Origin of the sequence: Exiguobacterium sp. (assembly GCF_020832205.1) — a bacterium.
Lineage (GTDB): Bacteria > Bacillota > Bacilli > Exiguobacteriales > Exiguobacteriaceae > Exiguobacterium.
This window is the reverse complement of the sequence record NZ_JAFIFD010000030.1, coordinates 1-18867: the sequence shown is the minus strand read 5'-3', so window position 1 is coordinate 18867 and position 18867 is coordinate 1. Positions and strand designations below refer to the sequence as shown.

The 18867-nt window shown below is 53.3% G+C and carries 17 protein-coding genes, 1 riboswitch and 1 other annotated feature; of the genes, 13 read left to right on the top strand and 4 right to left on the bottom strand.

Annotated elements, in window-relative coordinates; all coding sequences use genetic code 11:
- Positions 1-19: 19 nt before the first annotated feature.
- The 7 genes from JJU47_RS06900 to JJU47_RS06870 all read left to right on the top strand — a co-directional run bounded on the left by JJU47_RS06900 (position 20) and on the right by JJU47_RS06870 (position 6947).
- Positions 20-1264: a lysine N(6)-hydroxylase/L-ornithine N(5)-oxygenase family protein gene (locus tag JJU47_RS06900; RefSeq protein ID WP_228617528.1), complete on the top strand. Its 1245-nt coding sequence runs from the start codon at positions 20-22 to the stop codon at positions 1262-1264.
- Positions 1265-1458: 194 nt separating this feature from the next.
- Entirely contained in the window at positions 1459-1851 is a 393-nt protein-coding gene (gene yugI, locus JJU47_RS06895) for a S1 domain-containing post-transcriptional regulator GSP13 (protein WP_024371302.1), read from the top strand.
- A 92-nt stretch (positions 1852-1943) separates the two neighbouring features.
- On the top strand, positions 1944-2942 hold the full coding sequence (locus JJU47_RS06890) for a Gfo/Idh/MocA family protein (RefSeq protein WP_228617525.1): 999 nt from the start codon (positions 1944-1946) through the stop codon (positions 2940-2942).
- A gap of 68 nt (positions 2943-3010) precedes the next feature.
- Complete coding sequence (locus JJU47_RS06885; RefSeq protein ID WP_228617522.1) at positions 3011-4174, top strand: iron-containing alcohol dehydrogenase; 1164 nt, start codon at positions 3011-3013, stop codon at positions 4172-4174.
- A gap of 106 nt (positions 4175-4280) precedes the next feature.
- Complete coding sequence (locus JJU47_RS06880) at positions 4281-5630, top strand: glucose-6-phosphate isomerase (RefSeq protein WP_228617519.1); 1350 nt, start codon at positions 4281-4283, stop codon at positions 5628-5630.
- Between the two features lie 101 nt (positions 5631-5731).
- The gene (gene ytkD, locus JJU47_RS06875) at positions 5732-6205 is read left to right on the top strand and encodes an RNA deprotection pyrophosphohydrolase (protein ID WP_228617517.1); all 474 of its coding nucleotides are present in this window, start codon (positions 5732-5734) and stop codon (positions 6203-6205) included.
- Entirely contained in the window at positions 6186-6947 is a 762-nt protein-coding gene (locus JJU47_RS06870; RefSeq protein ID WP_228617514.1) for an alpha/beta hydrolase family protein, read from the top strand. The genes ytkD and JJU47_RS06870 overlap by 20 nt, the downstream gene beginning before the upstream one ends.
- Positions 6948-6976: 29 nt before the next feature.
- Here JJU47_RS06870 and pckA read toward each other — a convergent pair whose 3' ends face one another.
- On the bottom strand, positions 6977-8548 hold the full coding sequence (gene pckA / locus JJU47_RS06865; protein ID WP_228617512.1) for a phosphoenolpyruvate carboxykinase (ATP): 1572 nt from the start codon (positions 8546-8548) through the stop codon (positions 6977-6979).
- A 316-nt stretch (positions 8549-8864) separates the two neighbouring features.
- A riboswitch (SAM riboswitch) is annotated at positions 8865-8984 on the top strand.
- A 130-nt stretch (positions 8985-9114) separates the two neighbouring features.
- On the opposite strand from pckA, the gene metK reads away from it, so the two are divergent.
- Positions 9115-10323 (top strand): methionine adenosyltransferase, encoded by a 1209-nt coding sequence (gene metK, locus JJU47_RS06860; RefSeq protein WP_228617510.1) that lies wholly within the window; start codon positions 9115-9117, stop codon positions 10321-10323.
- Between the two features lie 43 nt (positions 10324-10366).
- On the opposite strand, the gene JJU47_RS06855 is transcribed toward metK, so the two are convergent.
- The gene (locus JJU47_RS06855; protein WP_228617508.1) at positions 10367-10855 is read right to left on the bottom strand and encodes a hypothetical protein; all 489 of its coding nucleotides are present in this window, start codon (positions 10853-10855) and stop codon (positions 10367-10369) included.
- Between the two features lie 162 nt (positions 10856-11017).
- Between JJU47_RS06855 and JJU47_RS06850 the strand changes: the two genes are divergently transcribed.
- Positions 11018-11488, top strand: a complete 471-nt coding sequence (locus JJU47_RS06850) for a GNAT family N-acetyltransferase (RefSeq protein WP_228617506.1) — start codon at positions 11018-11020, stop codon at positions 11486-11488.
- An 88-nt stretch (positions 11489-11576) separates the two neighbouring features.
- Positions 11577-12293, top strand: coding sequence for an alpha/beta fold hydrolase (locus JJU47_RS06845; RefSeq protein WP_228617504.1), 717 nt, complete (start codon positions 11577-11579; stop codon positions 12291-12293).
- 30 nt (positions 12294-12323) lie between these two features.
- On the opposite strand, the gene mnmM is transcribed toward JJU47_RS06845, so the two are convergent.
- Together mnmM and mnmL are read right to left on the bottom strand one after the other, a co-directional pair.
- Positions 12324-12893 (bottom strand): tRNA 5-(aminomethyl)-2-thiouridylate-methyltransferase MnmM, encoded by a 570-nt coding sequence (gene mnmM / locus JJU47_RS06840; RefSeq protein ID WP_228617501.1) that lies wholly within the window; start codon positions 12891-12893, stop codon positions 12324-12326.
- A complete protein-coding gene (gene mnmL / locus JJU47_RS06835; protein WP_483298121.1) occupies positions 12847-13830 on the bottom strand; it encodes a tRNA modification radical SAM protein MnmL/YtqA in 984 nt (327 codons plus the stop codon). Before mnmL ends, mnmM begins: the two co-directional genes overlap by 47 nt.
- A gap of 166 nt (positions 13831-13996) precedes the next feature.
- Between mnmL and JJU47_RS06830 the strand changes: the two genes are divergently transcribed.
- The 3 genes from JJU47_RS06830 to leuS all read left to right on the top strand — a co-directional run bounded on the left by JJU47_RS06830 (position 13997) and on the right by leuS (position 18779).
- Positions 13997-15187: an MDR family MFS transporter gene (locus tag JJU47_RS06830; RefSeq protein ID WP_228617497.1), complete on the top strand. Its 1191-nt coding sequence runs from the start codon at positions 13997-13999 to the stop codon at positions 15185-15187.
- Between the two features lie 125 nt (positions 15188-15312).
- Positions 15313-16059, top strand: a complete 747-nt coding sequence (locus JJU47_RS06825; protein ID WP_024371316.1) for a bacteriorhodopsin-like — start codon at positions 15313-15315, stop codon at positions 16057-16059.
- Between the two features lie 58 nt (positions 16060-16117).
- Positions 16118-16335, top strand: a binding site (T-box leader).
- 41 nt (positions 16336-16376) lie between these two features.
- A complete protein-coding gene (gene leuS, locus JJU47_RS06820) occupies positions 16377-18779 on the top strand; it encodes a leucine--tRNA ligase (protein WP_228617494.1) in 2403 nt (800 codons plus the stop codon).
- Positions 18780-18867: the final 88 nt, after the last annotated feature.

The following is an 18867-nucleotide window of genomic DNA, read 5'->3' as shown; positions in this document are numbered from 1 at the left end:
AAGGGACGGGGTGAGGCAAATGGAACGAGTGGATTTTGTCGCCGTCGGTTGTGGGCCATACAATCTGGGATTGATGGCGCTAGCGGAAAAGACGACGTTACGAGGGATTTGTTTTGAGAAACGTACCGAGATGATGTGGCACGAAGGGATGCTTATCGAAGGCATGACGATGCAAACACATTATTTGCAAGACCTCGTCACGCTCGCTGACCCGACGAATGAGGCAAGCTTTTTAAATTACTTGAATAAGACGGGGCGACTGCAGACGTTCATCACTCAAGAGCGAAACACGATTCCTCGTACGGAATACAATCGTTATCTCAGATGGGTTTCCGAACGCTTGTCGACGATTGAGTTTGGTCACGAGGTGTCAGACGTGACTCTCGAAGCTGAAGGTTTTCTCGTGACAGTCGAGTCGGCAGGACAGACGAAGCAACTTCGTGCTAAACACCTTGTGCTCGGGACGGGGATGGCGCCGTTCGTTCCAGCCGGATTTGAACAAGTGATCCATACGAGCGAATACATGACGTATCGAGATGTATTGAAAGACCGATATCGTGTTGCCGTCGTCGGCAGCGGGCAAAGCGCGGCGGAAGTGTTCCTAGATTTGCTTCGTGACGCGACAGATGAGCAACGTGTCGACTGGATCACACGATCAGACCATTTCGAGACACTGGAGGCAGGCAAGTTAGGGGATGAAATCTTTAGTGTCGACTACGTGAAGTACTTTCACAGCTTATCGTACACGTCACGAAAAGAGTTGATACGCTCGTTCGAACGCTTTCGTCATGGTGTCAATCCGGAGACGATGACAGCGATTTACGAGACGTTGTATCACCGAACCGCAGAACGTGACTCAACGAAAGCGGAGTTACTCACACAAGTTGAAGTCGAATCCATCACATACGATTGGTTGACCCATCAGTTGACAGGTAAAAAAATGTACACGGGAGAAGAGGTTGAACGAACGTACGACCTCGTCGTCGTTGCGACGGGATATCGTCCGGTTCTTCCGTCTTGGATTGATCGACTGCCGATCGTCTGGGAAGCTGAGCGTGAATGGCGTGTAGGTGAGACATACGAGGTGCGCATGGAAGAAGAGTTAAGTGGAAAGTTGTTCACCCATACGAATCTCGAACATTCCCATGGACCGGCCGCGACGAACCTCGGCATGGCCGTGTATCGAAACGCGATTATCGTGAACGAGATGGCGGGAGAAACGCTCTATGAAGTGGGTGGTCAAAAGCCGTTTACGACGTTTTGAACAAAAAAAGGGCTAGGCCTCAGCCTAGCGGAATCAGGGGGGAATACTTGAAGTCTTGCTTGATTTGTATTTACCCCGAAGTTCGACTTTGAAACGTAAAAATGTTTTCGAATAATCTTTTTTAGGAATTTCTACACTTTATCGAAAAAAGTATGTTATAGTAAGTTGATGAATTTAGCATAGGAGTGTTTGTAATGGCAAAATACGAAAAAGATCAAGTTTTAAAAGGTAAAGTAACAGGAATCCAACCTTTCGGTGCGTTCGTCGCACTCGACGACGAGACTCAAGGTCTTGTCCACATCTCTGAAATCTCACACGACTACGTGAAAGACGTGAACGAGTACGTTCAAGTCGGTCAAGAAGTTGAAGTGAAAATTCTTGAAGTTGATGAAGCTTCTAAGAAAATCAAGCTTTCAATGAAAGCGACACAAGAAGCTCCAAAACGCGAGAAGTCTGCTAAGCCAGCTCGCCGTGGTGGTCAACGCCGCAACGAAGCTTCTAACTTCAAGCAAGAAGAAGCACCAGGCTTCACTGTCCTCAAGGACAAGCTCGAAGACTGGATCAAAAACACGAACTTCAAAAAGTAAGTGATTAAGGCGACCTATTCGTAGGTCGTCTTTTTTGTTGTACAGGAAATCGGCGACCCCTTCCCGAACAGTACAGAAAAGGAGGGGTTAACATGAACCTAGGTATTATCGGTACAGGCGGGATTGCGACAAGCGCCCATATCCCGCAATACATCGCCGCCGGAGCGGACGTCGTCGCCGTCATGAACCGGACACGTGAGCGCGGTGAGGCGGCCGCTCGTCAGTTCGGGATCGAGCGGGTATACGAAACGGTGAAAGAGTTGTTGGCGAACGAACAGCTCGACGCGGTCAGCGTCTGCACGCCGAACGCTCTGCATAAAGATCATGTCATCGCAGCGCTCGAAGCAGGCTGTCACGTCCTGTGTGAGAAGCCGCCCGCCATCTCCGCCCGAGAAGCGGGGGAAATGTTAGAAGCAGCCAAAGCCGCGAACCGGACGCTCCATTATGGGTTTCATTACCGCCACCGGTCAGATACCCAACTGCTGAAGCGCATGATTGAGGCGGGCGAACTCGGTCATCTTTATGCGGCGACCGCGATCGCGCTAAGGCGCCGCGGCATCCCGGGGTGGGGTGTGTTCACGGACAAAGAGCTGCAAGGGGGCGGCGCACTGTTAGATCACGGCGTCCATATGCTCGATTTGGCGCTTTACTTGATGGGGTATCCGAAACCGGTGGACGTGATCGGTCACACCGGTCAATATCTCGGGACACGGCCTGGTGTCGGCTTGATGGGGACATGGGATCCGGACACGTTTTCTGTCGAAGACACAGCGCGGGCGATGGTGAAGTTTGATGACGGGGCGTCGCTCTTATTTGATGGGAGCTTCATGGCCAATATCGGGCCGAGAGACACGATGCGTGTCGAATTGCGCGGGACTGAAGGCGGGGCAACCTTATTCCCCCTCCACGTCCATACGGAAGCATACGGCGCCTTGTTCGATCAGACGCCAGCCCATCTCGAACATGTCGACCCGTACGCCGTCCAAATTCAAACGTTTCTTGACGCTTGTCAGCGAGAGCCAGAGTTTGAGCAGGGGGAACAAGCCGTCATCTTGCATACAATCATCGATCGCATCTACGGGGAGGCATGATGCTTTTCATTCCAGAAAAACAGGGTATATAGTGTAGGTGTTACATATTTTCGTGAGGAGGATGAATCATGCACAACTTTGAATACAAAAACCCGACAAAATTGATTTTCGGGACACATCAAATCGAAAAGCTCGCCGGTGAGCTCACAGCGCTCGACGCGAAGAAAGTGATGCTCGTCTATGGAGGCGGGAGCATCAAAAAGAACGGGACGTATGAAGAAGTCGTCGCCGAGTTAAACAAAGCCGGCATCGATTTCGTCGACTTCTCTGGCGTCGAGCCGAACCCGCGCATCGAGACGGTACGTCGTGCTGTCAAACAAGCGCGCGAAGAAAGCGTCGACGCCTTGCTCGCAGTCGGCGGCGGATCGGTCATCGACTGTACAAAACTCATCTCGGCGGCCATCCCATATGAAGGCGACGCTTGGGATATCGTCCTTCGCGACCACATCCCGGCGGAAGCAGTACCGTTCGGAACGGTGCTCACGCTCGCGGCGACCGGTTCTGAGATGAACTCGGGCTCGGTCATCACGAACTGGGAGACACAAGAGAAGTATGGCTGGGGCCATCCGCTCGTCTATCCGACGTTCTCGATCCTCGACCCGCGCTACACCGTGTCGGTCCCGAAAGACCAAACGATTTACGGCATCGTCGACATGATGAGCCATTGCTTCGAACAATACTTCCACCCGAACCATGCACCGGTCCAAGAACGCATGACCGAAGGCGTCTTAAAGGCGGTCGTCGAGTCGGCGCCTAAACTTGTCGACGATTTAGAAAACGTTGATTTGCGCGCCATCATCTTGTTCGCTGGCACGATTGCCTTGAACGGCGTCTTGCAAATGGGCGCATCAGGGGACTGGGCGTCTCACAATATCGAGCACGCCGTCTCGGCCGTCCACGATATTCCCCATGCCGGCGGTCTCGCCATCTTGTTCCCGCGTTGGATGGAACACGTCCTTGATGAGGACAATGCGGCACGCTTCGCCCGCCTCGGGACAGAAGTGTTCGACGTCGAGCCAGGGGAGAGCGACCTCGAGACGGCGAAACGGACGATTCAAGCGATCCGTGCTTTCTTTGACAAACTAGGCGCGCCGAGCTCGTTGCGTGATTACGAGATTGACGAGTCGACGTTTGATGCGATCCTTGACTCGGCGATGAAGCGCGGGTCGTTCGGGCGTTTCCGCACGCTTGAGCGTGAAGATGTGGCGGCGATTCTCGAGTTGAGCAAATAAGGCGATTTCATGCCTATTTTGCAATAATGATTGAACGAATCCGGCGTTTCCGTTTATGATGAGTCATGTATGGCTCTTTGATGAGCGATTTAAAGGAGGAAATGATATGTCAACTGTACGTTTCGATTATTCTAACGCCCTGTCTTTCGTCGGGGAACATGAGATCGATCAAATGCAAGAAACGGTAAAAGCACTTCACTCGGTCATCCACGACCGCAGTGGGGCGGGCAGTGATTTTCTAGGCTGGGTCGACCTTCCAACGAACTTCGATACGGACGAGTTCGCCCGCATCAAAGCGGCAGCGAAACGGATCCGTGACAACTCGGACGTTCTCGTCGTCGTCGGAATCGGCGGTTCTTATCTCGGTGCCCGCGCGGCGATTGAGATGCTTCAACACTCGTTCTTTAACGTGTTGTCAAAAGAAGAGCGCCAAGCGCCGCAAGTGTTCTTTGCCGGACATAACATCTCGTCAACTTACATGACAGAGTTGCTTCACGTCTTGAAAGACAAAGACGTCTCGGTCAACGTCATCTCGAAATCAGGGACGACGACTGAACCGGCCATCGCTTTCCGTGTGTTGAAACAGTTCATGGAAGAGAAGTATGGTCAAGACGGCGCCCGTGACCGCATTTATGCGACGACAGACCGGGCTCGCGGAGCGCTCAAGACGCTCGCTGACGCTGAAGGCTACGAGACGTTCGTCATTCCGGATGACGTCGGCGGCCGTTTCTCGGTCCTTACGCCAGTCGGACTGCTTCCGATCGCCGCTGCCGGCATCGACATCGACGCCCTCATGGAAGGTGCGCGCGACGCAGAGAATGCATACAGCTCACCTGAGCTAAGCGAGAACGAAGCGTATCAATATGCGGTCGTCCGTAACGCCATGTACGCGAAAGGGAAGTCGATTGAGCTTCTCGTCAACTATGAGCCGGCTCTCCATTACGTCTCGGAATGGTGGAAACAACTTTACGGCGAGTCAGAAGGAAAAGACAACAAAGGGATTTTCCCGGCGGCGGTCGACTTCTCGACAGACCTGCACTCGATGGGACAATACATCCAAGAAGGACGCCGTGACTTGTTCGAAACGGTCATTCGTGTCACGAACGTCCGCCACACGATGAACGTACCGGAAGACGCGCAAGACCTTGACGGTTTGAACTTCCTTGCCGGCGAGACAATCCAATTCGTCAACGACAAGGCGGCAGAAGGAACACTCCTCGCCCACACGGACGGAAACGTTCCGAACCTCGTCGTCGAATTGCCGGAGATGACGCCGTACCACCTCGGCTACATGTTCTACTTCTTCGAGAAGGCATGTGCGATGAGCGGTTACATCCTCGGGGTGAACCCGTTCAACCAGCCGGGTGTTGAAGCATACAAAGCGAACATGTTCGCGCTTCTCGGAAAACCGGGCTATGAAGAGCAAAAAGCAGAGCTTGAAAAGCGTTTGAAGTAACGAATCCAAGTCGGTCCACCTCGGTGGACCGATTTTTTTGTTTGAAACTAGGGTGAGACAAGGTAAAGTGAGAGTAGACACGGGAAAGAAAGGGATGGACTATGTTGACATTCACGGACTACTATCATAATCAAGTCGAGTTGAGCTTCACCCACTATCCGTTCTCAGATAAGCCGCTCCACGTCTGGGTCGTCGCCCGTTACGGCGACAAATGGGTTTTGACGAAACATAAACAGCGAGGTCTCGAATTTCCTGGGGGAAAAGTGGAGCCTGGGGAGCATGAAGATGACGCGGCAATCCGCGAAGTGTTCGAAGAGACCGGGGGCATCGTCGAGTCGCTCCATTATCTCGGGCAATACCGGGTGCTCGGACGAGGGGACACGGTCATTAAAAACATCTACTTCGCCGTCATCGAACGGTTCGAGGATCATCCGGCCATCGAAGAGACGGACGGCGCCGTTCTTCTCGATGAGTTGCCGAAAAATTTGCTCCGCAATCACCAATACAGCTTCATGATGAAAGACCGGGTGCTCCCGGAAACGATGAAGGTGCTCCATGCCCAAAAAATGGTTTGACCGGGTCGAGGTGCTCCCGCCTTACGCTGGATACCCGGTCCATCGTGGATGGTACGAGACGCGCGACGGCGAGGATGTCGTCGCGTATACGATCACGCCGAAACGTCCGAACGGACAAGTCCTCTTCTATTTGCGCGGCGGGACGGGCCGAATCGGTGACGTCCGGCTTCCTCGCTTGATGCAATTCGCCGCCCGCGGCTTCCACGTCGTCGCGCCGGTCTATCGCGGCAACCACGGCGGCAGTGGGAAAGAAGATTTTGGAGGAGACGATTTAGAAGACGTGTTGTCATTGTACGACCGGGTCAACGATACATGCCCGACGATCCACGCGCTCGGTTTCTCACGTGGCGGCATGATGGCGCTCTCCTTGGCCGCAGCGCGCCCGCTCGCTTCGGTCACCTCATGGGCGGGTGTGACAAATCTGGCATGGACGTATGAGGAGCAACGGACGATGCGAAAGATGCTTCGCCGCATGACCGGGGGAGATCCGGAGACGGCTAAAGAGGCGTATGTCGAGCGGTCACCACTGTTTAAGGAATGGCAAGCACCGACGCTGCTCATTCACGGCACCGACGATGAGCAAGTGCGGCTGCGTCACGCGACGGCAGTCGCCGAGAAGCTCGGGGATCAAGCCGAACTGTGGGTCGTGCCGTATGCCCACCAACTGCCATTTTGGAAGAAGTGGGAGACGACGGAACGGGCGATGGATTGGATGCTCGAGAAGACGACAAAAAATGACTAGTGCCGCTCGGGGCACTAGTCATTTTGTGGTTAGAAGACGATCGGGCCGGCCGCGACGACCGACTCACTCGCTTTTGTGAATCGCTTGAAGTTGTCTTGGAATTTACGAGCGAGTGCTTTTGCCTCGGCATCGTAACGTTCGCCGTCTTTCCACGTCTCGCGTGGGTTGAGCACGTCTTTTGGTACGCCTGGGATATCGAGCGGGATTTCCACGTTGAAGATGTCGTGCCGCATCGTCTCGACGTCACGAAGTTCGCCGTTGACGGCCGCATTCACCATCGCCCGAGTATAAGGAAGTTTCATGCGTGATCCTTCTCCGTACGCGCCACCCGTCCAGCCCGTGTTGACGAGATAGACGTCGACATCATGTTTCTCGATCAACTTGCCGAGCATGTCAGCGTAGCGCTCCGGTGCGAGCGGCAAGAACGGTGAGCCGAAGCAAGTCGAGAACGTCGCTTGCGGCTCGGTGACACCGCGCTCGGTACCGGCCAATTTCGACGTATAACCAGAGAGGAAGTGATACATCGCCTGTTCTTTCGTCAACTTGCTGATTGGAGGCAACACCCCGTAAGCATCGGCCGTCAAGAAGACGATCGTGTTCGGATGACCGGCTCGCGATGGGAGCATGGCGTTATCGATATAGTTGATCGGATAAGCCGCTCGCGTGTTCTCTGTCAATGAGATGTTTTTATAGTCCGGTGACCGGTCATCGTTCAACACGACGTTTTCGATGAGTGACCCGAAGCGGATCGCATCATAGATTTGCGGTTCGTTCTCGCGCGACAAGTTGATCGTCTTCGCGTAGCAGCCGCCCTCGATGTTGAAGATGCCGTCCGGTGACCAGCCGTGCTCGTCGTCCCCGATGAGGTGGCGTTCCGTGTCAGCTGACAGCGTCGTCTTGCCGGTCCCTGACAGGCCGAAGAAGAGCGCGGTCTCGTTTGCGTCATTGACGTTCGCCGAGCAATGCATCGAGAGGACGTTTTGCTCAGGCAACAGGAAGTTCATAACCGAGAAAATCGATTTTTTAATTTCGCCGCCGTATTCTGTTCCCCCGATCAGAATCGTGCGTTTGGCGAACGAGACGAGGATGAACGTCTCAGAGTTCGTCCCGTCGACAGCCGGGTCGGCCTTATAGCTCGGCGCGTAGATGACCGTGAACGGGTCGAAGGCGCCAGCAGTCGGCCATTCCCGCAAGAACAACTGCTTGGCGAACAAGTTGTGCCATGCGTATTCAGTGATGGCCCGTACCGGTAACGTGTAATGTTCGTCAGCCCCGGCTGACGCCTCGAGGTAGTAAAGTTTGTCTTTCGTCTCGAGGTGGGTGAGCACTTTGTCGAGCAGTGCCGAAAACTTTTCTTCGGCGATCGGTTGGTTGACTGGACCCCAGTCGACCAAGTTGTTGCTGACTTCATCTTTCACGACGAATTTGTCCTTTGGTGACCGTCCTGTGAATTTGCCGGTACTGACTGATAAAGCCCCGTCTTTCGTCAGTACACCTTCCCCGTTGCGAATGGCCTCTTCCACCAGTTGCGGAACCGTCAAGTTCCGCAATACATCGGTACCGTTAATTAATTCTTCGATTTTCAGGAGCGTTGTCGCCATCCCGAATCCCACCTTTCCCCTAAATAGATGTGGATGAAATCCGCATACTTCCGCGATTGATTAGTATGACGTTTTTATTATATGTGACACACTAATCAAAAACAAGAGTTAATTCATTCTGTAAAGTAAGCGCTTTCTTACACTGTCATTCTAACATATTCTGTACCAGGTCATAGTACAAAAACGGAAACGGACAAAAAAATGTTTGTTATTTCACAAACATAACTATTAGCGAGTTCGTGAAAAGTTTTACGAATTCGGTCGATACGCTTGACAGAACGGTACGGCATTTATATGATGGTCTTCGTAACGGATACTCTTATTCTGAGCGGTGGAGGGAACAAGGCCCTACGAAGCCCAGCAACCGTCCGATTTGTCAAAGTTTTTCGGAAAAGGTGCTATCCTGAAGCGAAGCGTAAGCTTCGAACGATAAGAGGGTAAGGAAGAACGATTCAACCTTTCCCATTGAACGTGGCGAGAGGTTTTTTTCATTACCGTCCCAAAGCAACGCGTAAGGGGAACGAGTACCGTCCACACATCACCCTTATTATAGGAGGTTTTTCGAAATGGCAAACTTAAACCGTCGTCTTTTCACTTCGGAGTCCGTCACGGAAGGACATCCGGATAAAATTTGTGACCAAATCTCAGATGCGATTTTGGACGCGATTTTAGCTGAAGATCCAAACGCCCGCGTTGCGGCTGAGACATCTGTCACGACAGGTCTCGTGCTTGTAGCAGGTGAAATCACAACATCAACTTACGTGGATATCCCGAAAGTTGTTCGTGAAACAGTTCGTGAGATTGGCTACACACGTGCGAAATACGGTTTCGACGCAGAGACATGTGCTGTCCTCACTTCGATCGATGAGCAATCAGTCGATATCGCCCAAGGTGTCGACCAAGCACTCGAAGCACGTGAAGGTCAGATGACTGAAGAAGAGCTCGACGCAATCGGTGCCGGAGACCAAGGTCTCATGTTCGGTTATGCGACGAAAGAGACACCGGAACTCATGCCGCTCCCGATCTCGCTCGCACACAAATTGTCACGCCGTTTGGCGGAAGTCCGCAAGAACGGTACGCTCGCTTACCTTCGCCCGGATGGGAAGACGCAAGTGACAGTCGAATACGATCAAGACAACAACCCGGTCCGCATCGACACGATCGTCATCTCGACACAACACGCTGAAGAGATCACGCTCGAGCAAATTCAAGCGGATCTTAAGAAACACGTCATCGACGCAGTCATCCCGACTGAATTGATCGATGCAGACACAAAATACTTCATCAACCCGACTGGCCGTTTCGTAATCGGTGGGCCACAAGGTGATGCAGGTCTCACAGGACGTAAAATCATCGTTGATACGTACGGCGGCTACGCTCGTCACGGCGGCGGTGCGTTCTCAGGGAAAGATCCTACAAAAGTTGACCGTTCAGCAGCATACGCGGCTCGTTACGTGGCGAAAAACCTCGTCGCAGCAGGCCTTGCTGACAAAGCGGAAGTACAACTCGCGTACGCAATCGGTGTCGCTCACCCGGTATCGATCGCGGTCGACACGTTCGGCACTGGCAAATTGAGCGAGACAGAGCTCGTTGAACTCATCCGTGAGAACTTCGACCTCCGTCCGGCCGGCATCATCAAGATGCTCGACCTTCGTCGCCCGATCTACAAGCAGACAGCAGCTTACGGCCACTTCGGTCGTACGGACGTTGAACTCCCTTGGGAGCAGACGGACAAAGCGGCAGTGCTTGAAGAAGGCGCGAAACGCTTCGCTTAACCAAATGAAAGACGACCTTTCTCTCGTGAAAGGTCGTCTTTTTTTACGTTTGTGATTTTTGGTCAGTCGATGTATCTTCTTGCCCGAGAGCCGTATCTTTCGCCTCGACGACTTTTTCGCCGATTTCTTGCAGGTCGGCTTTTGCTTCTTGCGCCGTCTCGACGACTTTGTTCACGTCTTGCTTGACCGTATCGGCTTCACCGGCGACTTTTTCGTACACGTTCTGTACGTCTGTCGCGACTTCTTGGATGATCCCTGAGGCCGATTTCACTTGATCGATCACTTGCGACGCTTTGCCGGCCGGATCTTCTTTCACCGTGTCGACGAGTCCGCCGACCGAAGCTTTCGCATTCGTGAGCGACTGTTTCGTGTTTTCACGGTTCGATGAGCTAAGCATAGCGATCAGACCGCCGACGAGCGCGCCGAGCAACATACCGGTGACGACGTTGATCTTTGGACCGCCCGACTCGTGCTGGTCAAACTGGCGGTTCGGGTTGTTGGCTTGTGTGTCATTTTGTAATGGTGGTTGCATAAAAACACTCCTTTGTAAGTTGGCATTGGTACCTTTATACCCTTGTCAAATTAGAAAGTAACGTTCCATCCGAATTCGACATGAAAAAGTAATGAAACAGCAGGATATTTTTATCGGGAGAGGGAATGATAGTACTAGATTGGCCAAAAGGGGGAAGCTGTCATGAAGATGAGGGAAGCCGTGCCGGAAGATGCCGCGTTGATTCGAGAAATCGCGCTCGCGACGACGAGTGTATCGAACGACGTCCGATCGAAAGTTATGGAACGGGCTTATCAGCTCGAAGAGATCGTCCGAGCCATCAGTTCGAGTGAGGAAGCGAAAGAACAGTTGTTCATCGTCGGCGAGTCTGACGGCGACGTCATCGGATTTTACCACGCCATCGACCGGGGCGATATGTGGGAAGTGCTTCGTCTTTATCTTCACCCGGCCCATCACCGTCAAGGGTTAGGGGCAGAGTTGCTGACGCATCTAGAGGAGCGGAAGACGCAACCGATCGAACTGTACGTCGAAAGCTCGAACGAGCAGGCGATCGGATTCTTGAACCACCAATCTTTTATCGAGTTGAACCGGATCCAAGAAGAAGTATATGACCAACCGATGGAACTCATCCATTTGCGCTATGATCCGCGCTAAGACTCCAGACGGATTTTCATACAAACATCAGTCGCGGCTGATGTTTTTTGTTAGAATTAAACAGACATACTAATAATGAGGTGACAGCATGACATATGAAGAAACATCACGAAAAGGGGTCATCGTGATCGTTTATCCGCTCCAGTTCTCGTCGCGCGTCAGCGAAGCGTTCTTGCAACGCTTGAGCGTAGACTATGAAGTACTCGTCGTGAGCGGCCAAGCGCTCGGAATCACGGCGGAAGAGCATAAGCAACTGATCAAGAAGACGCTTCGTGAGGCGGGCCAGTACAAAGTGCCGATTCACGTCGTCGCGTTCAGCCTAGGAGCGCTCTTGACGAACCGCTTGTTGCAAGAATACGATGTGCCGCTCGGCAGCTTGACGTACATCTCACCGTTGTTTGATTGGCATGCGTCTCGCCAAATCGGCGGATTGAAACAAGCCGTCGCCAGCGCGGTCGACCGATTCCGTCCCGATTTGCCGCTCGGCATGATGACGTTCACAGGAGGCGGAGAAGAAGCTTCACGGTTCGGAGAAATCACCTACGCCCAGTATCGGGAAATCGAAGAAGAGATCGTCGAACATCAGGAAGAGAAGAAACATTTGCCGCGGTTGCCGCTCGCTTGTTTTTACGCACCGGACGATCGCTTTGCCGATGTGAAACTGACGCTGAACGTCTGCCGAAAGATCGGCGGCGACCAAGTATACATCCGCCGACTCGAAGGTTTCCCGCATTTCGGATATGAACGGTTGAACACGAAGTTCGCCGAGACGCTATTGACGTTTTATGAATTGATTCAAGAATAAGGAAAGGCGACTCGAGTAGAGTCGCCTTTGTCATGCCCGTTTTTCAATCGCCACGATAAATGGCGGATGGTTCACTTGGTTGATGAAGCCGTAACGAAGCACCCCGGCTTTCGTTTGATCGAGTGCTTCCACATAGGCGAGCACGTCGTCGCGCTCCGCTTTGCCGCTGTCATGCCCGTGGTAGATGACGACGACGATGACCCCGCCGATTGCCATGACAGCAAGCAACTGTTCGATGGCGTCAATCGTCGTTTTCCCGGAAGTCGTGACCGTCTTGTCGCTTCCCGGTAAGTAACCGAGGTTGAAAACAGCTGCCGTGATCGGACGCGTCTCGTCCGTCACAACGTCTTGAACGGTATGGTGGCTGTCATGGATGACGCTCACGCGTTCCATCAGCCCAGCTTCCTCGAGACGTCGCCGAGTGGCGAGGACCGCAGCTTCTTGGACGTCGAACGCATACACATGGCCGTCTCCGACGAGTTCAGCTAAAAATAACGTATCATGCCCGTTTCCGGCCGTCATGTCGATGGCGACCGTTCCAGGTATGGCGTGTTCACGTAACAGATGTTTCGCGAACGGTAACACTCTCATTAATCCCATATCTCTCATCCTTCTTTTTTCCTTGGAAGGAATCGCGGCGCTCCAATTCGGCGTGGATGGCGTTCAAGACAGCCATCTTTTGCCGGCTCCACATCGGTCCGATCAACAAGTCGGGCGGACCGTCGCCCGTCAATCGATGGACGATGACATCTTCAGGCAAATATTCCAGCTGGTCGCAGACGAGTGAGACGTACGTCTTCTCGTCCATCAGTTTGAGCAAACCTAATTCGTATTGGCGTGCGAGCGGCGTCTGTTTCAAGACGTGGAGCAAATGGATCTTGATTCCTTGTATGTACATTTTAGCAACTTCTCGGGCTGTGTCGAGCATCATCTCCGTCGTTTCTCCCGGAAGTCCGTTAATGATATGGACACACACCCGAATGTTGTGGCGCCGCAGTTTGGCCAACCCGTCTAGGAACGTCGCGTAGTCGTGGCCGCGGTTGATTTTCTTGCCGGTCTTGTCGTGAATCGTCTGCAGTCCAAGCTCGACCCATAGAGACGTCCGTCCGTTCAGCTCGGCGAGGTAGTCGACGACGTCATCCGGAAGGCAGTCAGGACGTGTCGCGATCGACAGACCGACGACGCCTTCTTCTTCAAGTGCCGGCTCGAACAGTTCACGCAAACGCTCGACAGGGGCGTACGTGTTACTGAACGCTTGGAAGTAAGCGATATAGCGCGCGTCTTTCCATTTACGATGCAGCCGGGCTTTTCCTTCTGCGAACTGGACCGAAATCGGGTCACAGGCGTTCCCCGCGAAATCTCCGCTCCCATCGTCAGAACAGAACGTGCAGCCGCCTCGAGAGACGAGACCGTCCCGGTTCGGGCACGTGAAGCCTCCGTCGAGTGGGACTTTGAATACTTTTCCGCCGTATTCGCGACGATACGCTTCATTCAATTTGTTGTATCTGGCTTCGCCAAATGGGTGGTTCATGGTCATCCTCTCCTTCTTTGCTCATGCTATCACAAGCAAGTCGTTCATAAACTTCAGAATGAGTACTTTTTCTTGACAGTTATACACGGTTCCGTTAGCTTGGAGAAGGACTTATTTCAGATTCGGCCACCGTGCCGAATTTTTATTGTTTATAAAGGAAGGAGGAGTTGGCGTGAACAATAAAATGCCGATTTCTATTTGGATTCTGGTCATTGCGATGGCGCTCAACACGACGGCGGCGTCTTTTTTGTGGCCTTTTAACACACTGTATATCAACGGTCATCTCGGTGAATCGATGACACTCGCTGGCGTCGCATTGCTCGTCAACTCGGCGCTCGCGATTGCCGGGAACTATATCGGCGGGACGTTGTTCGACCGGCTCGGCGGCAAGAAAACGCTCGTCATCTCGGTCACGCTGTTGCTTGCGAGCTCGCTTGGTTTCTTATTGTTCCACGCGACGTTCTTCGGCTATTTAGCTTGGCTCGGGATGATCGGCTTCTCGGGCGGTCTCGTCTTTCCGACCGTATACGCTTTCGCCGGTTTGATTTGGCCAGAAGGGGGGCGCCGCTCTTTCAACGCGATTTACGTCGCCCAAAACGTCGGGGTCGCCCTCGGGACGGCGATGAGCGGCCAAGTTGCACGCATCAACATCGAGTGGATCTTCTATGCGAACTTCTTCTTGTCGGTATTGTTCGTCGTCGTCCTCTTGTTCGGCTTCCGTTACTTGAAGAACCCGGGTCGCCCGGTCGTTCAGTCTCAACTCGAGGCCGCTGCGACGACGTTGTCAGGTGCGACGATGAAATCGATGTGGTATGTTGCCATCGGTTATGCCGTCCTCTGGTTCGTGTACGTCCAATGGCAAGGGACGATCGCCGTCCATTCGCAAGGGCTTGGCGTCAGCATCAGCCAGTATTCACTTTTATGGACGGTGAACGGGGCGATGATCGTGTTCGCACAACCGCTCCTTAACCGGATGCTCCGACAATTTGAAGACGACTTGAAACGTCAACTCGTCATCGGCGGTGTCATCTTCCTCGCCGCGTTCGCGATCGTACCGTTCGCGGGTGCGTTCTCGATGTTCATGGTGGCGATGATCGTCATGACGATCGGGGAGATGTTCATCTGGCCGGCCGTTCCGACGATCGCCGCGAAACTCGCGCCTCCAGGAAAAGCCGGTCAGTATCAAGGGCTCGTCAATATCGCAGCTTCGGTCGGACGGATGGTCGGTCCGACGTTATCAGGTCTATTGTATGATGTGATGGGGATGAATGCGGTCTTCGTCTTGCTCATCGTCTTAAGTTCGACCGGTCTATTCTTCTTCACGAAAGCGAGTTCACTGAATCGTCAAACATCGGAACAATGAGCATATCGGGAGCATTTTCAAACGCGTCGCATGCTTGTTCTTTCCTATAAAATAAAGTAAAGGATCCTTTCACATAAAATCAGTTGTCGTCTTTAGTCTGTTCTCATGCGAAGGAGAGGGACAGAATGAACGAAGAAGTCAATTTGCTCGTGTTGGCGACACAGTATATGTTTTGGGTCGGTTTTGTCGGGATGGCAGCAGCGACGCTTTACTTTTTAGTGGAACGGAACAGTTTGGACCCGGAATATCGTTCGGTCGCGACCGTCGCGGCACTCGTCACGTTCGTCGCCGCGATTCACTATTACTTCATGAAAGACGCGGTCGGCGATACAGGGTTGTTGTCAGAGATCACAGGCTTCCCGACGGAGATACGGTATATCGACTGGCTCGTCACGACGCCGCTCCTGCTCGTCAAGTTTCCGCTCTTGCTCAGTCTGAAAGGAAAGATGAAGTCGGGGTTGTTGACGAAGCTGATTGTCGCGGACGTGATCATGATCGTCGCCGGGTATCTCGGGGAATCCTCAATCAACTTGAACGGCGGCTTCACGCAACTCGGACTATGGGGATATTTGATTGGCTGTTTGGCGTGGATTTATATCATCTACCTTCTGTTCACGAACGTCACGAAAGCGGCCGAATCATCGCCTGCACCGATTCGGAAAGCGCTCCTCAATATGCGGCTGTTCATTTTGATCGGCTGGGCGATTTACCCGATCGGTTATGCCGTCACGCTGTTTGCGACAGGAGTCGAAGTGCAATTGGTGCGTGAATTGATTTACAACGTGGCCGACTTGGTGAACAAAGTCGGGTTCGGTTTGATCGCCTTCTTCGCCGTCAAAACGATCTCGACGATGAAACAAATCAAGACGTGACGGAAAGTTGACGTTGACGCGGTTTTTTATCTTGAGATAGAATAAAGAAGTGAGATAAATAATCGCGATGAAAAGGAATAGTATCGTGTCGTCTGTATTGTAGAGAGCCGGTGGGTGGTGTGAACCGGTATATGGACCATGAGAACTCGCCTTGGAGCAGTTCGCCTGAACGAAGAGTAGGGAGAACCGGAGTTACGCCACGTTATCGGCGTCTCAAGTGGCAGAAATGCAACATGGGTGGTACCGCGGAAAGCTTTCAAGCCTTTCGTCCCATTACCGGGGCGGAAGGCTTTTTATTATGCAGAGGAGGAAGAATTTTGAGTTATTTTAAACATCAAGACATCGAGCCGAAATGGCAAAAACGTTGGGAAGAGCGAGACTCGTTCCGGACGACAGAAGACCCGGATAAAGATTGTTTCTACGTCCTCGACATGTTCCCGTACCCGTCAGGAGCCGGACTTCACGTCGGTCACCCGGAAGGTTACACCGCAACGGATATCATCGCCCGCATGAAGCGGATGCAAGGCTATAACGTCCTGCACCCGATCGGATGGGACGCGTTCGGTCTTCCGGCCGAGCAGTACGCCCTCGATACAGGGAATGACCCGCGTGAGTTCACAGAGCGCAACATCGGGACGTTCCGCCGTCAGTTGAAAGATCTCGGCTTCTCGTACGATTGGGACCGTGAAATCAGCACGACCGACCCGAAATACTACAAGTGGACGCAGTGGATCTTTACGCAACTTTACGACCGCGGCCTCGCCTATGTCGATGAAGTTGCCGTCAACTGGTGCCCGGCACTCGGCACGGTACTCGCGAACGAAGAAGTCATCGACGGTCTGTCAGAGCGCGGGAATCATCCGGTATACCGTGTCCCGATGAAACAGTGGGTGCTCCGCATCACGGAATACGCGGAACGGTTGCTTGATGATTTGGAAGGGCTCGATTGGCCAGAGAGCGTGAAAGAGATGCAACGCAACTGGATCGGCAAGTCGGTCGGGGCCGAAGTCGACTTTAAAGTCGATGGCCATGAAAAAGTCGTGACGGTGTTCACGACGCGCCCTGATACTCTCTACGGAGCGACGTATGTCACGCTCGCGCCGGAGCATCCGTTCGTCAAGGCGATTGCGACGCCGGAACAAGCGGTAGCCATCGAAGCGTACATCGAAGAAGTATCGAAGAAGACGGACCTTGAACGGACCGACCTCGCCAAAGAGAAAACGGGCGTGTTCACGGGTGCCTACGCCATCAACCCGGTCAACGGCGAGAAACTCCCGATTTGGATCGCCGACTACGTCTTGTCGACGTATGGGACAGGTGCGGTCATGGCCGTACCGGGACATGATGAGCGCGATTACGAGTTCGCGAAGACGTTCGACCTTCCGATCCGCGAAGTCGTCACAGGCGGCAACTTGGATGAGGCGGCTTACGTCGAGGACGGCGTCCACGTCAATTCAGGCAGTCTCGACGGCCTCAACAAAGCTGACGCCATCGCCAAAATCATCGAAGAGCTCGAGCTTGCCGGGACGGGCCGTGCGAAGACGACGTATCGTCTCCGTGACTGGTTGTTCAGCCGCCAACGTTATTGGGGCGAGCCGATTCCGATCGTTCACATGGAAGACGGCACACTGAAGACGGTACCGGTCGAGGACCTCCCGCTCGAGCTCCCGATCATCGATGAGATTAAACCGTCTGGAACAGGGGAATCACCGCTCGCCAACGCTAATGAGTGGTTGACGTACACAGACCCTGTCACCGGTGAAAAAGGTCGTCGCGAGACGAACACGATGCCGCAATGGGCCGGCAGCTGCTGGTACTATATCCGCTACATCGACCCGCATAACGAAGACATGATCGCCGACCCTGAGAAACTCAAGCGCTGGCTCCCGGTCGACTTGTATATCGGCGGTACCGAGCATGCGGTGCTCCACTTGCTTTACGCCCGTTTCTGGCACAAAGTGCTTTACGATATCGGCATCGTCCCGACGAACGAGCCGTTCCAAAAGCTGTACAACCAAGGAATGATCCTCGGTGAGAACAATGAGAAGATGTCGAAGTCAAAAGGCAACGTCGTCAACCCGGACGATATCGTCAAGTCGCACGGAGCCGATACGCTCCGACTTTACGAAATGTTCATGGGCCCGCTCGATGCGGCGATCGCTTGGTCGACGAACGGTCTTGACGGAGCCCGTCGCTTCCTCGACCGCGTCTGGCGTCTCTTCGAACAGACAAAACTCGAAGACGGCGCTCCGACGGCCGACTTCGAACGCACATATCATCAGACGGTGAAAAAAGTGACCGAAGATTACGAGGCACTCCGTTTCAACACGGCGATCTCGCAACTCATGGTATTCATCAACGAAGCGTATAAGCAAGAGACGCTTCCGAAACAAGAGATGCTCGCCTTCATCAAGATGCTCGCGCCGGTCGCGCCGCACTTGGCCGAAGAGTTGTGGGAGCGTGTCGGCATGACGGAAGACTTGACGTATGCGGCTTGGCCGACGTTCGATGAGTCAAAACTCGTCAGTGACACGATTGAAGTCGTCATCCAAGTGAACGGGAAACTTCGCGCGAAGATGCACGTTGGCCGTGACGCTTCAAAAGAAGTGCTCGAGGCAGAAGCGCTCGGAAACGAACGCGTCCAAGAGTTCACGGAAGGGAAGACGGTCCGCAAGGTCATCGTCGTCCCTGGCAAACTTGTCAATATCGTTGTCGGATAAGTGAAGCGCGTGTGACATTGTCACACGTTCAGGCTGTTGACGCAACACGTAGCCTAACGCGGCCGGGTTGGGGTTTTTTTTTTTTTTA

What these genes read in the sequence shown, in the direction of transcription:
- metK (WP_228617510.1), top strand. Translation starts at nt 9,115, where the DNA reads ATGGCAAACTTAAACCGTCGTCTTTTCACTTCGGAGTCCGTCACGGAA.
- yugI (WP_024371302.1), top strand. Translation starts at nt 1,459, where the DNA reads ATGGCAAAATACGAAAAAGATCAAGTTTTAAAAGGTAAAGTAACAGGA.
- JJU47_RS06850 (WP_228617506.1), top strand. Translation starts at nt 11,018, where the DNA reads ATGAAGATGAGGGAAGCCGTGCCGGAAGATGCCGCGTTGATTCGAGAA.
- ytkD (WP_228617517.1), top strand. Translation starts at nt 5,732, where the DNA reads ATGTTGACATTCACGGACTACTATCATAATCAAGTCGAGTTGAGCTTC.
- JJU47_RS06870 (WP_228617514.1), top strand. Translation starts at nt 6,186, where the DNA reads ATGCCCAAAAAATGGTTTGACCGGGTCGAGGTGCTCCCGCCTTACGCT.
- JJU47_RS06885 (WP_228617522.1), top strand. Translation starts at nt 3,011, where the DNA reads ATGCACAACTTTGAATACAAAAACCCGACAAAATTGATTTTCGGGACA.
- JJU47_RS06855 (WP_228617508.1), bottom strand. Translation starts at nt 10,855, where the DNA reads ATGCAACCACCATTACAAAATGACACACAAGCCAACAACCCGAACCGC.
- JJU47_RS06845 (WP_228617504.1), top strand. Translation starts at nt 11,577, where the DNA reads ATGACATATGAAGAAACATCACGAAAAGGGGTCATCGTGATCGTTTAT.
- mnmL (WP_483298121.1), bottom strand. Translation starts at nt 13,830, where the DNA reads ATGACCATGAACCACCCATTTGGCGAAGCCAGATACAACAAATTGAAT.
- JJU47_RS06880 (WP_228617519.1), top strand. Translation starts at nt 4,281, where the DNA reads ATGTCAACTGTACGTTTCGATTATTCTAACGCCCTGTCTTTCGTCGGG.
- JJU47_RS06890 (WP_228617525.1), top strand. Translation starts at nt 1,944, where the DNA reads ATGAACCTAGGTATTATCGGTACAGGCGGGATTGCGACAAGCGCCCAT.
- JJU47_RS06900 (WP_228617528.1), top strand. Translation starts at nt 20, where the DNA reads ATGGAACGAGTGGATTTTGTCGCCGTCGGTTGTGGGCCATACAATCTG.
- JJU47_RS06825 (WP_024371316.1), top strand. Translation starts at nt 15,313, where the DNA reads ATGAACGAAGAAGTCAATTTGCTCGTGTTGGCGACACAGTATATGTTT.
- pckA (WP_228617512.1), bottom strand. Translation starts at nt 8,548, where the DNA reads ATGGCGACAACGCTCCTGAAAATCGAAGAATTAATTAACGGTACCGAT.
- mnmM (WP_228617501.1), bottom strand. Translation starts at nt 12,893, where the DNA reads ATGGGATTAATGAGAGTGTTACCGTTCGCGAAACATCTGTTACGTGAA.